At 72.0% G+C, this 14,152-nt stretch carries 12 protein-coding genes; 2 read left to right on the top strand and 10 right to left on the bottom strand.

All coding sequences use genetic code 11. The annotated features are described in order from the left end of the window. Window positions 1-110: 110 nt before the first annotated feature. The 7 genes from pheT to infC form a co-directional block, all read right to left on the bottom strand. Window positions 111-2,615, bottom strand: coding sequence for a phenylalanine--tRNA ligase subunit beta (gene pheT, locus ACFYR3_RS11260; RefSeq protein ID WP_355839739.1), 2,505 nt, complete (start codon window positions 2,613-2,615; stop codon window positions 111-113). Next, window positions 2,615-3,742 carry a phenylalanine--tRNA ligase subunit alpha gene (gene pheS / locus ACFYR3_RS11255; protein ID WP_355839741.1) on the bottom strand — a complete coding sequence of 376 codons (1,128 nt, stop codon included), beginning with the start codon at window positions 3,740-3,742 and terminating at the stop codon, window positions 2,615-2,617. Before pheS ends, pheT begins: the two co-directional genes overlap by 1 nt. A 182-nt stretch (window positions 3,743-3,924) precedes the next feature. Beyond that, entirely contained in the window at window positions 3,925-5,097 is a 1,173-nt protein-coding gene (locus tag ACFYR3_RS11250) for an ATP-binding protein (RefSeq protein ID WP_355839743.1), read from the bottom strand. A gap of 53 nt (window positions 5,098-5,150) precedes the next feature. Then, window positions 5,151-6,002: an RNA methyltransferase gene (locus ACFYR3_RS11245; RefSeq protein WP_355839745.1), complete on the bottom strand. Its 852-nt coding sequence runs from the start codon at window positions 6,000-6,002 to the stop codon at window positions 5,151-5,153. A gap of 244 nt (window positions 6,003-6,246) precedes the next feature. After that, complete coding sequence (gene rplT, locus ACFYR3_RS11240; protein ID WP_261702876.1) at window positions 6,247-6,630, bottom strand: 50S ribosomal protein L20; 384 nt, start codon at window positions 6,628-6,630, stop codon at window positions 6,247-6,249. Window positions 6,631-6,724: 94 nt separating this feature from the next. After that, a complete protein-coding gene (gene rpmI / locus ACFYR3_RS11235; protein ID WP_003947156.1) occupies window positions 6,725-6,919 on the bottom strand; it encodes a 50S ribosomal protein L35 in 195 nt (64 codons plus the stop codon). Between the two features lie 106 nt (window positions 6,920-7,025). Further along, window positions 7,026-7,787 carry a translation initiation factor IF-3 gene (gene infC / locus ACFYR3_RS11230; RefSeq protein WP_355839747.1) on the bottom strand — a complete coding sequence of 254 codons (762 nt, stop codon included), beginning with the start codon at window positions 7,785-7,787 and terminating at the stop codon, window positions 7,026-7,028. Window positions 7,788-8,234: 447 nt separating this feature from the next. Between infC and ACFYR3_RS11225 the strand changes: the two genes are divergently transcribed. Beyond that, the gene (locus ACFYR3_RS11225) at window positions 8,235-8,591 is read left to right on the top strand and encodes a DUF1844 domain-containing protein (RefSeq protein ID WP_261702877.1); all 357 of its coding nucleotides are present in this window, start codon (window positions 8,235-8,237) and stop codon (window positions 8,589-8,591) included. 52 nt (window positions 8,592-8,643) lie between these two features. Here ACFYR3_RS11225 and ACFYR3_RS11220 read toward each other — a convergent pair whose 3' ends face one another. Continuing rightward, window positions 8,644-9,375 carry an SseB family protein gene (locus ACFYR3_RS11220; RefSeq protein ID WP_355839749.1) on the bottom strand — a complete coding sequence of 244 codons (732 nt, stop codon included), beginning with the start codon at window positions 9,373-9,375 and terminating at the stop codon, window positions 8,644-8,646. Between the two features lie 149 nt (window positions 9,376-9,524). On the opposite strand from ACFYR3_RS11220, the gene ACFYR3_RS11215 reads away from it, so the two are divergent. Beyond that, on the top strand, window positions 9,525-10,487 hold the full coding sequence (locus tag ACFYR3_RS11215) for a serine hydrolase (RefSeq protein ID WP_389282531.1): 963 nt from the start codon (window positions 9,525-9,527) through the stop codon (window positions 10,485-10,487). A gap of 164 nt (window positions 10,488-10,651) precedes the next feature. On the opposite strand, the gene mycP is transcribed toward ACFYR3_RS11215, so the two are convergent. Both mycP and ACFYR3_RS11205 read right to left on the bottom strand, forming a co-directional pair. Continuing rightward, window positions 10,652-12,046, bottom strand: coding sequence for a type VII secretion-associated serine protease mycosin (mycP, locus tag ACFYR3_RS11210; RefSeq protein ID WP_356781532.1), 1,395 nt, complete (start codon window positions 12,044-12,046; stop codon window positions 10,652-10,654). Beyond that, window positions 12,043-12,876, bottom strand: coding sequence for a hypothetical protein (locus tag ACFYR3_RS11205; protein ID WP_355839755.1), 834 nt, complete (start codon window positions 12,874-12,876; stop codon window positions 12,043-12,045). Before ACFYR3_RS11205 ends, mycP begins: the two co-directional genes overlap by 4 nt. Window positions 12,877-14,152: the final 1,276 nt, after the last annotated feature.

Here is a 14,152-nt window from a genome sequence, read left to right as displayed (position 1 = left end):
CAGGGGCCGGGGATCCCCCTGGAAAAGGGGGCGGGGAACCGCGCGCCCGGCCACGAACGATCCGCGGCCACCGAACGGCGCACAGTTCCCCGGCACAACCGGTGGAGCTTCTAGGCTCCGCGCAACACCGCTCCCGTGCGCTCGGCCGCCAGTGCCACCGCCGCGTCGCGGGCCGCGGAGGCCTCGTCGACGGTCAGCGTGCGGTCGGCGGCGCGGAACCGCAGCGCGTAGGCGAGGGACTTCTTGTCCTCGCCGAGCTGCTCGCTCTCGTACTCGTCGAACAGCCGGATGGACTCCAGGAGTTCACCCGCGCCCTCGTGCAGCGCCGCCTCGACGTCCGTGTGCGGGACGGTCTTGTCGACGACCAGCGCGACATCCTGCGTGGCGACCGGGAAGGTCGAGATCTTCGGGCCCTTGGGGTGACCCGAGCTCGCCCGCTCCAGCACATCCAGGTCCAGCTCCATCGCGCAGGTGCGCGCGGGCAGGCCCAGCGTCTTCAGAACACCGGGGTGCAGCTCACCGGCGTACCCGATGACCCGCTCCGCGCCGTCCACGACGACCGCGAGCTCGGCGCAGCGGCCCGGATGCCACGGCCCGTACTGGCCGGAGCGGACGAGGAGTTCGGTCCCCGACTCGCGGGCCAGGGTGCGCGCGGCCTCGATCGCGTCGGCCCAGTCGGCCGGGCGGCCCTTGCCCCACCAGCCGGCCTGCTCGCGGGCGCCCGCGAGGACGACGGCGGCGTGCCGGGGCTGGGCGGGAAGCGCGGCCGTCAGGGACGCGACCTCCTCGTCGGTGGGACGGCGGTCGACGGGCAGCCGCCCGGCGACGCGCAGTTCCTCCTGCGGGTGGAAGACCAGGCCGGTCTCGAAGAGCGCCAGGTCGTGGCTGCCGCGTCCGTCGTTGCGGCGCAGGGCGTGCAGCAGGCCCGGCAGCAGCGTCGTACGGAGCGCGGGCTCCTCGTCGGAGAGCGGGTTGACCAGCTTGACGACCTTGCGCTTCGGGTCGTCGTCGGCGAGGCCGAACTGGTCGAAGACGTGCTCGCCGATGAACGGGTAGTTCAGCGCCTCGACGTATCCCGCGCCGGCCAGCGCGCGGCCGATCCGGCGGTGCAGGCGCTGCCGGTCCGTGAGGCCGAGGCCCGCCGGGGGCTTGGGCAGCGTGGAGGGCAGGTTCTCGTAGCCCTCGAGACGGATGACCTCTTCCGCCAGATCGTTCGGGTCCGTCAGGTCGGGCCGCCAGGACGGCACGGTGACGAGCAGCTCGTCCTGCCCGTAGACGTCGCAGCCGACCTGCTGGAGGCGGCGGACGACGGTCTCGCGGCCGTAGTCGACACCGGCCACCTTGTCCGGGTGGTTCGCCGGGATGGTGATGGTGTGCGGCGCGGACGGCGCGATCACCTCGGTGACCCCGGCGTCGGCGGTGCCGCCCGCGAGGAGCACGAGGAGGTCGACGGTCCGCTGGGCCGCGGCCGAGGTGGCCTCGGGGTCGGCGCCGCGCTCGAAGCGCTTGGACGCCTCGGAGGCCAGCTTGTGACGGCGGGCCGTGCGCGCGATGGTGATCGGGTCGAAGTGCGCGGCCTCGATGACGACCTCGGTGGTGGTGCCCTCGGTGTCGTCGATCTCGGTGTGGGCGCCGCCCATGACGCCCGCGAGGCCGATGGGGCCGCGGTCGTCGGTGATCACCAGGTCTCCGGCGTCCAGCGTGCGCTTGACGCCGTCGAGGGTGGTGAGCTTCTCGCCCTGCTCGGCCCGGCGCACGCCGATCGTGCCCTCGACCCGGCTGCGGTCGTAGGCGTGCAGGGGCTGGCCGAGCTCCAGCATCACGTAGTTGGTGATGTCGACGGCGAGCGAGACCGGGCGCATGCCGGCCTTCTGCAGCCGGCGGCGCAGCCAGATCGGGGACTTGGCGTCGGGGTCGAGGCCGGTCACCGTGCGCGCGGTGAAGCGGTCGCAGCCCATCGGGTCGGAGATCCGCACCGGGTAGCCGAACGCGTTCGGGGCCGGTACGTCGAGCAGCGCGGGGTCGCGCAGCGGCAGGCCGTACGCGATGGCGGCCTCGCGGGCCACACCGCGCATCGACAGGGCGTAGCCGCGGTCGGGCGTGACGGCGATGTCGAGGACCTCGTCGACGAGCTGGAGCAGCTCGATCGCGTCGGTGCCGACCTCGACCTCCGGCGGCAGCACGATGATGCCGCCGGAGCCGTCGTCGCCCATGCCCAGCTCGTCGCCGGAGCAGATCATGCCGTGCGAGGTCTTGCCGTACGTCTTGCGCGCGGCGATCGCGAAGTCGCCGGGCAGGACGGCGCCGGGCAGCACCACGACGACCTTGTCGCCGACGGCGAAGTTGCGGGCGCCGCAGACGATCTCCTGGGGCTCACCGGTCCCGTTGGCGGTGCCGACGTCGACGGTGCAGAAGCGGATGGGCTTCTTGAACTCCGTCAGTTCCTCGATGGTGAGCACCTGGCCGACGACCAGGGGGCCCTTGAGGTCGGCGCCGAGCGGCTCGACGGTCTCGACCTCGAGGCCTGCCGAAATGAGCTTGGCCTGGACGTCGCGCCCGGTCTCCGTCGCCGGCAGGTCGACGTACTCCCGCAGCCAAGAAAGCGGGACCCGCATCAGATCTCCATCCCGAACGGCCGGGTGAACCGGACGTCACCCTCGACCATGTCTCGCATGTCTTCAACGTTGTGACGGAACATCAGCATCCGCTCGATGCCGAACCCGAAGGCGAATCCGCTGTACTTCTCCGGGTCGACGCCGCAGGCGACGAGCACCCGCGGGTTGACCATGCCGCAGCCGCCGAGCTCGATCCAGCCCTCGGAGGAGCAGGTCCGGCAGGGGCGGTCGGGGTTGCCGACGGACTCGCCCTTGCAGACGTAGCAGAGCATGTCCATCTCGGCGGACGGCTCGGTGAAGGGGAAGTAGTTCGGGCGCAGCCGGGTCTTCATGTCCGAGCCGAAGAGCGACTGGACCATGTGGTCCAGGGTGCCCTTGAGGTCGGCCATGGTCAGGCCCTCGTCCACGGCCAGCAGCTCGATCTGGTGGAAGACCGGGGTGTGCGTGGCGTCGAGCTCGTCCGTGCGGTAGACGCGGCCGGGGCACACGACGTAGACGGGCGGCTCCCGGTCGAGCAGGGCGCGGGCCTGCACCGGCGAGGTGTGGGTGCGCAGCACGACACCGGACTCGTCGCCTTCCGTGCCCTGGGGGCCCTGGACGAAGAAGGTGTCCTGCATCTGCCGGGCCGGGTGGTCGGGCGTGAAGTTCAGGGCGTCGAAGTTGAACCACTCCGCCTCGACCTCGGGGCCCTCGGCGACCTCGTATCCCATGGACACGAAGACGTCCGCGACCCGCTCCATCATGGTGGTCAGCGGGTGCCGGGCGCCGGCCGGTACGCGGTCGTAGGGCAGTGTGACGTCCACCGCCTCCTCGACCAGTACGCGGGCGTCACGGTCGGCCTCCAGCTCGGTCTGGCGGGCGGCGAGGGCCTTGTTCACGGCGCCGCGGGCCTGGCCGACGAGCTTGCCGGCCGCTGCCTTGGCCTGCGGGGGCAGTGCGCCGATCTCGCGGTTGGCGAGGGCCAGCGGAGAGGTGCCGCCGGTGTGGGCGACCTTGGCCTCCTGGAGCGCGTCGAGGTCACCGGCGGCCGCGAAGGCGGCGAGCGCCTCGTCCCGCATGCGCTCGATCTCTTCCGGTTTCAAGGCCTCGACCTCTACAGGGTCGTACGACTTATTAGGTGCCGACATCTCTTCCCGTGCTTCCGGTTGGCTGGCTGAGGGTCCCCGTCATCGACTCGGAGACGCATCGTCCGCAGATGAGTGGACGCAAAGGTGCCAAAGGCCGAGTCTAACGGGGGTGGGGGCCTGCCCAGGACTGGGCGTCCTCGCGGTGCTCCCGTGCGGATGAGCCCGTGGGGGCCGCTGCGGCGTTACAGGAGATACGCCGGGGTGCCCACGGGCAACGTAAATCGGAACTCCGCTCCCCCGCCGGGGGCGCGGCCGACCGTGATGGTGCCGCCGTGGGCTTCGACGATGCCCTTGACGATGTAGAGCCCGAGGCCGGTGCCGCCGCGCTTGCTGCCCCGCCAGAAGCGGGTGAAGACGCGGTTCATGGACTCCTCCGGGATTCCGGTGCCCTCGTCGCTCACGGTGACCGACGTGACGGCGCTCGCCGTGCCCTCGTCGTCCCGCTCACGCGGGGAGGCCGAGGGTGCCACGTCAATGGTGACGGTTCCCTCGCCGTGGCGCACCGCATTTTCGATCAGGTTGCTGAGCACCTGGTCGACCTTGTCGGGGTCGGCCCAGAGGGCGGGCAGGGGTTGCTCGATGCGCAGCAGGAAACGGTCGGCGGGTTGGCCCGAGGCGACGTACGCCTGGATGTGCCGGCCGACGGCGGCGCCTATGTCGACGGGCTGGCGGCGCACTTCGAGGCGTCCGGAGTCGATGCGTGAGATGTCGAGGAGCTCGGCGATGAGCCGGGTGACGCGGTTCGCGTCGGCGTCGACGGTCTCCAGCATCAGCTTCTTCTGGTCGTCGGTGAAGCGTTCCCATTTGGCGAGCAGGGTCGCGGTGAAGCCCTTGACGGAGGTGAGCGGCGAGCGCAGCTCGTGGGCGACCGTGGCGATCAGCTCGGCGTGGCTGCGCTCGGTGCGGCGGCGGGCCTCGGTGTCGCGCAGGCAGACGACGACCCGGCGGACCGGTCCGGTGGGCCGGGTCCGCACATAGCGCGCGGAGACGAGGACCTCACGGCCACCGGGCAGCAGCAGGTTCCGCTCGGGCTGGCTGTTGCGGATGGCGAGACCGCCGTACGGGTCGGTCAGCTGCCACCAGCGGCGGCCTTCCAGGTCCTCCAGGGGGAGCGCCGCTTCGAGCCGTCGGCCGAGGGCCTCTGCGGCGGGAACCGCGGTGATACGGGCTGCGGCGGCGTTGAAGCAGATGACCCGGCCGTGTTCGTCGGCGACGACGATTCCGTCGGGCAGATCGTCGGGGTCCACACCGAGACCCGGACCGGCTCCGGTGGTGTCATCGTGATGGGACGCGGATGTGCCGCGCACGTCTCGTGCTCGCAGCGCGCCCTGGGCACCGCCCGTGCCGACACTCATCCCCGTACCCCACCTCTCGTCTGGCGCAGAGGGCCCCCGAGCCCGTCACCCTACTAGCTGCCGGTGACGGAACGGCACCCTGTGGAGGCGCGCTGTGCACGGGCTGACGCGTAGAGACATACGGCCGCGGCCGTGGCCAGGTTCAGGCTCTCGGCCTTTCCGTGGATCGGAACGCGCACGACGGCATCGGCGAGCGCGCGGGTCTCTTCCGGGAGCCCCCAGGCCTCGTTGCCGAACACCCAGGCGGTGGGGCCGCCCATGGTCCCCTTGTCGAGTTCGTCGTCGAGATCGTCCTCGCCCGCGCCGTCGGCTGCGAGGATGCGCACGCCCGCGTCCTTGAGTCCGGCCACGGCCTGCTCGACGGGCACGCCGACGGCGACGGGCAGATGGAACAGGGATCCGACGGAGGCCCGTACCGCCTTGGGGTTGTAGAGGTCGACGGAGGCGTCGGTGAGGACGACGGCGTCGGCGCCCGCGGCGTCCGCGCAGCGCAGCACGGTCCCGGCGTTCCCGGGGTCGCGGACGTGCGCGAGCACGGCGACGAGCTTGGGTCCGGCCTTGAGGATCTCCTCGAAGGGCGTGTCGACGAACCGGCAGACGCCGACGATTCCCTGCGGGGTCACGGTGGTGGAGATGTCCGCGATGACCTGCTCGTCGGCCAGGTGGACCCGGGCTCCGGCGGTGCGGGCCTCCGCGACGAGGTCGGCGTACCGCTCGGCGGCCTCCACGGTGGCGAACAGCTCGACGAGTGTGTCGCCGCCGTACGCCGCCGCCTCCCGCACGGCCTGCGGTCCCTCCGCGAGGAACAGCCGCTCCTTCCCGCGGAAGTTCCGCCGGGCCAGCCGCCGCGCGGCGGAGACACGGGGGGAACGGGGCGAGATCAGCTCGGGGCTGGCGGGGGGCATGTTCTGGTTCACCTTCGATGTCTGGGGACGACTGCAACCCCCTGGGGGCGCGGGCCCGTGTCGATCTGCGGCTCCGCCGCGATGGGGGTCCCCCCTGTTCGAGCGGAGCCGAGAACTCGGGGGAGCGATCAGCCCCCGACGGTCGGCACCCGAACGGGGCAGCCTCAGCGGGCTTCAGCAGCAAAGGACCCGCAGGCTGAAACCTGCGGGTCCTTCAGTCACGTCGGCTAAAGCCAGCGCAGCGTCACGCGGCCTTCGGCGCGTTGACGTCCGACGGGAGCGCCTTCTTCGCGACCTCGACGAGCGAGGTGAACGCGTTGGCGTCGTTGACGGCCAGCTCCGCGAGGATCTTGCGGTCCACCTCGATGTTGGCGGCCTTCAGACCCTGGATGAGGCGGTTGTACGTCATGCCGTTCTGGCGGGCCGCAGCGTTGATGCGCTGGATCCACAGCTGACGGAAGTCGCCCTTGCGCTTCTTGCGGTCGTTGTAGTTGTAGACCAGGGAGTGGGTGACCTGCTCCTTGGCCTTGCGGTACAGGCGCGAACGCTGACCGCGGTAGCCCTTGGCCGCCTCGAGGATTGCCCGGCGCTTCTTGTGGGCGTTGACTGCCCGCTTGACGCGTGCCACTTTTTAACTCCTTGTAGCGGGGCCGTGGTTGGACTCACACGACCCGAAATCGATTGGGTCCCGGTTCAGACGTGCGGCGCTGGGCGCCAGTACGTCACTTGCCGAGAAGCTTCTTGATCTTCTTGGCGTCGCCCGGGGCCATCTCGGCGTTGCCGGTGAGACGACGCGTCAGACGAGACGACTTGTGCTCGAGCAGGTGGCGCTTGCCGGCGCGCTCACGGAGCACCTTGCCGGAGCCGGTGATCTTGAAGCGCTTGCTGGCACCGCTGTGCGACTTGTTCTTCGGCATAGCGCCGTTCTCTCCTCGTCAGTGGCGTTCCGGTGCCCGGTCGCGGGACCGGGCACGGTGGAACGTCATATGTATCGATTGACATCCCGGGGCAGCAGCCCTGGGATCAGGCCTCGGCTGATGCCTCGGCCGGGGCCTCGACGGACTCGGCCTCGGTGGACTCACCCTCGGCGGCCTCGTCTTCGGCAACCTCGTCTTCGGTGACCTCACCGTCGGCGATCTCACCGTCGGCGATGTCGTCATCGGCGGCATTCTGCGAGCGACCCGGGTTGGCCTTCGCTTCCGCCTTGCGAGCCGCCTGAGCCTCACGGGCTTCGGCCATCGCCTCGGTCTTCTTCTTGTGCGGACCGAGAACCATGATCATGTTTCGGCCGTCCTGCTTCGGGTTCGACTCGATGAACCCGAGGTCCTCGACGTCCGTGGCGAGACGCTGCAGCAGTCGGTAGCCGAGCTCCGGCCTGGACTGCTCGCGACCACGGAACATGATCGTGATCTTGACCTTGTCGCCCTGCTTGAGGAACCGGACGACGTGACCCTTTTTGGTGTCGTAGTCGTGCGGGTCGATCTTCGGCCGGAGCTTCATTTCCTTGATGACCGTGTGCGCCTGGTTCTTGCGCGCCTCACGGGCCTTCATGGCCGACTCGTACTTGAACTTCCCGTAGTCCATGAGCTTGCAGACGGGCGGGCGAGCACTCGCCGCCACCTCGACCAGGTCGAGGTCGTACTCCTGAGCAAGCTCAAGGGCCTTGGCAAGCGGAACAATCCCGACCTGCTCGCCGCTGGGACCGACAAGTCGCACTTCGGGAACGCGAATCCGGTCGTTGATGCGGGGCTCGGTGCTGATGGATCCTCCTCGGTAGCACCACACGGCGGTCTGGCGGACAGCCGCGTATGTCTCTGATGACAGTTGGACCAACCACCGCGGGGCATGAAAAATGCCCCGGACGGGACACAGGCGGGGCTCCATGGATAACCGGAGCACCGCCACGGTGAACCGCGGGGCGCACATTCGGGCGACTCCACCGTCCGTACGGAACGGTGGGGGCCGCCTGACCGGGTGACCCGCCGTCCCGGAGGACAGTCGGGTGGGAGTTCGGAGCCTCCACTTGTGGGCCGAGCACTTACGTGTCCGGCCGGTCGTTACGCAAGGTTAGCAGTTCCGCCGGGTACGCGCTAACCGGCGGACTCCTCGCCGCCGCTCACCCGGCGGATGCTCCGGCGGAATGCGCCCGCTGACGCTGCGGACGGCTCCCGCCGTCCCTGCGGAAGGCTCCCGCGGACGGGGGCGCGCGCGCCGGGGCCTATCGTGTGAGGCATGAGTGACACCCCTCCCCAGAACCCCGACTACGACACCATGACCCGCGACATCGCCGAGGTCCCCGCGGTCGAGGTCATCGTGACGGTCGCCGTGAACCTGATGAGCGCCGCCGCCGTGAAGCTCGGTCTCACCGAGGAGGGCGACGCGTACAAGGACCTGGACGAGGCGCGCAAGCTGGTCACGGCGCTCGCCGGGCTGCTCGACGCGAGCGCGACCGAGATCAGCTCCTTCCACGCGGCGCCGCTGCGCGACGGTCTGAAGTCGCTCCAGCTCGCCTTCCGCGAGGCGTCGCTCGTCCCGGACGAGCCGGGCCAGGGCCCCGGCGAGAAGTACACGGGCCCCGTCTACGGCTGACCCGATCCGTACGTCGTACGGACCCGGACCTGTCCGCGTCCGCACCCGCGTACTACCCGCGTACGTACAGGGGCTCGCCCGGAGGCGTCGCCTCGGCCGGCAGAAGTGCCAGGTCGAGGCCGCGCACCAGGCGGGCCCTCAGTGTTTCGTCGGCCGCCAGCCGCTGTGCCACCGCGCGTGCGGTCTCGGCGGGGGCGGCCGACGGGTCGAGCACGAGGGCGAGGGTGCCGTCCGCCGGACCGGGGCCGAGATGGGCGCGGACCACAAGGGGCTCGGCGGCGACCGCGGCCCGTACCGCCTCGACCACGGCGGGATCGGCGAGCGGGTCGGCGGTCGTACGTCCCTCGGCGAGCGCCAGCAGGGCGGAACCCGTCAGCTCGTAGGACACGGGCCCGGCCAGGTCCAGCACGATCGTGTCGGCCTTCTCGTGCGCCGCGGCCTCCAGGACCTGATGCAGACGTACGGCGACGGGGCGGGCCTCGGGGTCCCAGCGGGCCAGCGAGTCCGTGGACGTGAACGCGGGCAGGGCCGTGCGGTTCCCTGCCTTGAGCGTGGGCACCGCCATGTCACTGGTCTTCTCGCGGCGCAGCCCGTTCTCGTCCTCCTCGACCTCGCCGAGAATTGCCACGACGGGCACGAGCAGCCGGGCACCCGTGAGTGCCTCCAGGACGGGAGGCACGGCGGTGCGGTCCGCGGACCAGGCGGCGAGCGCCGCACTCAGCCGGGGGTCCGCGGAGCCGTCGTCGTCGGAGAAGCCGGAGTCGGGAATGTTCTTGTTCGCCACGGTCCCCGACCCTATCGGGGGGATGCTGCTGCGCTTGTGCGGCCCCTGAAACCCGGAGTTGACGGAACTCATGTGTTTCTCAGCCTTCCCTGACACACCTCTAACACGCGTCTAACGGCGGACACAGCCGGGCCGTCCAGCATCACCGAATGGACCGTCACAGAGCACGCGGGCGTCGCGCCCGGCCCTCCCGACGCAAGCCTCTCCTCTACATCGCCGTGGCCTCGGCCGTCCTCGTCGGCGCCACGGCGGCCGGGACGGTGTACATGAAGGCACAGGCGCACGACGGCCCGGCCGTCGTATCGTCGGCGGCGCCGGCATCGCCCTCTTCGTCGCCGGCCGTGAGCGAGGAGGCATCGGTGGAACCCGTGGCGGAGCCCTCCGTGGACCGGGACGCGCTGCTCACGAAGGCGCTGAAGGCGGTGCCGGTGGCGGACGGCGCGAAGACAGCGGTCGCCGTCCTCGACCTCGACTCCGGTGAGAGCGCGGCCTACGGTGACGCCGCCTTCGACACCGCGAGCATCGTCAAGGTGAACATCCTGGCCACGCTGCTCCTCCAGGCGCAGGACGCGGACCGGCATCTCACCGCGCAGGAGAAGACGTACGCCACCGAGATGATCGAGAACAGCGACAACGCGTCGGCGACCGCGCTGTGGGCCGCGATCGGCCGGGCCGACGGACTCGACACCGCGAACAAGCGCTTCGGCCTGACGGACACACAGGGCGGCAACGGCGAGCTGTGGGGCCTGACCCAGACCACGGCGGGCGACCAACTGACCTTGCTGCGCCAGGTGTTCGGGGACGACTCGAAACTGAGCGGAACCTCCCGGTCCTACCTCCAGGGACTCATGGGCGAGATCGAGACCGACCAGCAGTGGGGAGTCTCGGCTGCGGCCGACGGTTCCCAATGGGCCCTGAAGAACGGGTGGTTGGCGCGCAGCACCACGGGCCTGTGGGACGTCAACAGCATCGGGCGGATCTCGGTCGACGGCCACGACTACCTGGTGGCGACGCTGTCGAACGGGAACTCCACGCAGGCGAAAGGTATTTCGCTGGTGGAAGCGGTGTCGAAGGCCGCGCTGTCCGCGTTCCAGGACACGGCCGAGGGCTGAGGGCCGAGGACTGAGGGCCGAAGGCCGAAGGCCGAAGGCTGACGATCGAGGGCTGACGATCGAGGGCTGACGATCGAGGGCTGAGGATCAAGGACTGAGGGCCGAGGGCTCACCGGGTTCTGCGTACCGGGGAGTGCGGGGCGCGCCGCGAACCTCGTTCGCGGCTAAGTCCTGTCGAACAGGTGCGGGTTTCTGCGGCCGCGCCACAGGAACACCGCTCCCCCGAGCAGGGCCAGACCCAGGGCGCCCGCGAGGGGACCGGCCCAGTCGGCCGAACTGCCGCCGTTGTCGGGGGCGTCGGGGCCCGCGCCGAAGTACTTCTGGCCGTACGCCGCCGCCTTGAGGCCCTGCGGCTTGAGCCGGCCGGCCGCCTCGATCGCGGCGGCGGGGTCGATGAAGCCGAAGCCACGGGAGTCGTCGCGGCCCCCTGAGGGAACGTTGCGGGCGGTGTCCTCGAGGAGCTGCTTGATCTGGGCCGGGGAAAGACCCGGATGGGCGGCCTCGATGAGCGCGACCGCGCCGGAGACGAACGCGGAAGCCGCGCTGGTGCCCCAGCCCTCGTAGTACCGGTCGTCCGGGTCGGCGATGACGACATCGACGCCCGGGGCGCTGACGGTGGCGTACCAGCGGCGGGTGGAGAAGGAGGCGTGGGTTCCGTAGCGGTCGACGGCGGTCGCCGCGATCACGCCGGGGTACGCGGCGGGGTACGAGATGTGGTCGCCCTTCTCCCCGCCGTTGCCGGCCGAGGCGACGACGACGGCACCCTTCTTCAGCGCGTACTGGACGGCTTCGTCCTCGGCGGGCTCGGGGTGGGCGGATTTGGAGTCGTCGCCGAGGGAGAGGTTGATGACGTCGGCGCCGTGGTCGGTGGCCCAGCGGATGCCCTCGGCGAGCGCGTTGCCACGGGTGTTGCGGGCCTTGGAGCGCGCCGGGTCCTTGTCCTCGAGGATGACGCGGACGGGCAGGATCTTCGCCTCCGGGGCGATGCCCATGACGCCGCTGGCGTCACCCGGCCCGTGGCCGTGCCCGGCGATGATGCCCGCCATGGCGGTGCCGTGCCGGGCCCAGGCCCGGTCACCGCGGCTCGCGCCGAAACCGACCATGTCCTTGTCGGCGAGCACATTGCCCGTGAGGTCCGGGTGCCGGGAGTCGACGCCGGTGTCGAGGACGGCGACGGTGATGCCCTTGCCCTTGGTCGTACGCCACGCCTGCTGTGTGTGCATCGCGTCGAGGCCCCACTGCTGGGCACGTATGCCGTCGGCGTACGCGACGGTCGAGGGCACCAGGGCGAGGGACGCGGCGAGGACGGCCGCGAGGGCGCCGGTCCTGCGGGTGAGCCGGGGGCCGCGCGCCCCCAGGACCGCGCGCAGGCGCCGGGCGCTTTCGGCGACGGGGGCCGCGCGGAGCAGTCCCGGCACGGGGCTCCGACGGACCGGGACGCTCTCCGCGTCCGCGGCCGCGGACGCGGAAGCCGTCGCGGTCGTCGCTTCGGTCGTGCCGGTCGCTCCGGTCGTGCCGGTCTGCTGGATGCGGCTGGCGGGGCCGGCCTTGCGAGTCATGACGGCTTCTCCGTGGCCGAGGTGACGGTCTTGCGGAGGCCTCGCTCGACCCGGTCGGCGAGGCCCTGCGCCTCATGGCCGAGGCCCGCCTGGGCCGGGGCCGCGGTCGAGTCCGGCTTCATCGCGTCCGCGGCGGGCTGCGGGTTGGCCACCGTGCGCCCGTCGGCGAACCCGGATACCGCGTACACGACGACGGGGGCGTCCGTGAGGACCGCCTCGGTCCAGGAAGCGCGCTGTGCCTTGCCGAAGCCCTCGGCGGCGGTGCCCTTCGCCGCGTAGGGGCGGGGCAGCAGGTCGGTGCGCCGGTCCAGACCCTCCTTACGGAAGCGGGCCTTCAGGGAGGTCATGCCCGCCGCGTCCGCCTTGGTGAACAGCAGGCCGACGGTGGTGACATGGCTCCGCGTCGCGTCCACGTAGGTGGCGCGCAGCAGCCGCAGGCAGCCGACGGGGGCGAGGGCCTGACGCAGCAGCGGGTCGAAGGCGTCCTTGCAGCCGGTGTCCGGGGCGACGGCGATCCGCGTCCAGGTGCGGTCGGAGCCGCCGGGGCCCGCTCCGTCGCCGCGCACGGTCGGCGGGAAGAGCTGGTCCACCGGCACGCTGTGCCAGAGCTCTCCGGCCGCCGTGAAGGCGCCGGGCGAACCGGGTCCGTCCGCGTTGTCGCCGGTGAGCCAACTCCCGGTCACCGCACCGCCGATGAGCCCGAGTCCGAGAACGACACAGGCCGCGGCGGCCACGGTACGAGGCCGGGCCCGCCCACGGAACGGACGCGTCCGCGCGGTGTCGCCGCCGTACGTCTCGGGCTCCGCGAACGACACGAAGGGGCGCTGCACGCCCGGAACTCCCTCGGCGGGCGTTGCCGGCGGGGGCGGGGTGAACGAGGGCATGGTCGCGGAGGGCCCAGGGGGCTGCTCGACCCGTCCGGGCCGCGACCCCCGGGTCACCTCCGTGAACCGCTCCCCGGAGACGGGGGCCGGCCCGGCTACTCCGGTCGGCGTGACCGCCGCGGGCTCGGACGGACGCAGGGGCTCGGTGAGACGTGGGGGCTGGGACGGGCGCACGGGGTCGGAGGGCCGTGCAGGCTCGGACTGCCGCAGAAACCCGGACGGGCGTGAGGGCCCGGAGGAGCGCGAGGGGTCGAAGGCACGCGACGGGCCGGAGGGGCGCGAGGGGTCGAAGGCCCGCGTCGGGCCCGAGGACCGCGAGGGGTCAAACGGCGGCGACGGCTCAGACGACGGCGAGGACTCGGAGGGGCGCGAGGCGTCGAAGGCACGCGACGGGCCCGAGGACCGCGAGGGGTCAAACGGCGGCGACGGCTCAGACGACGGCGAGGACTCGGAGGGACGCGGGGTTTCGAAGGCGCGCCGGGGCTCGGGCGGGCGCTGCGGCGCGGCGGGGTGCGACAGCCGGGCGGGGCGCGGCCCGGGGCGCTGGGTTCCGCCGGGCCGCGACAGTCCGGCGGGGTGCGCCCCATCGGGACGCGCCGACTCCGCGGACGCGGGCGGCGCGTCCGGGAAACGTGCGGAGGCCGCGGGGGGCGGCGGGGCCGACGACCCCGGCCGCGCCTCGGGGCGCAGGTGGGGGAAGCGCCGGGCCCCCGGCCGGGACGCGGACGCGGGACCCTGCGGAGCGGCGTCCGACGCGGAGCGCTCCGAGGCCGCCGACGGCGGGGCCGGGCGCTCCGAAGGGGGTGCCGCGGACCCGTGCGGGACGGCTTCCGGCTCGGGGCGAGGAGTGGTGGGCGTCGTAGCGGGGCGCTCCGCGCCGGACGGTGACGTACCGGTCGAGGCGGACCGTGGCGCGTCGGCCCCCGGCGTAGCGGTCGGGGCCGACCCCGCCGCGGCGGACGAGGCGGACCACGGCCTACCGGGCGAGACGGACGTCGGCTCGGCAGGCGAGGCAGCCCCCGGGGCACCGGGCGATGCGAACCTCGGCGTACCAGGCGCGACAGGCGCTGCGGACGGCGGTCCGCCGGACGAAACGGAGCCCCGGGCACCCGCCGAGGCGGACCCCGGCGCACCGGCCGAGGCTGACGTCGACCTGCCGTACGAACCAGACCCCGGACCACCCGCCGAAGCAGACCCCTGACTGCCAGGCGCGACTGCCCCA

Origin of the sequence: Streptomyces sp. NPDC005784 (genome assembly GCF_042871525.1) — a bacterium.
In the GTDB taxonomy this organism is placed as follows: domain Bacteria; phylum Actinomycetota; class Actinomycetes; order Streptomycetales; family Streptomycetaceae; genus Streptomyces.
This window is presented reverse-complemented; position numbering and strand designations above follow the sequence as displayed.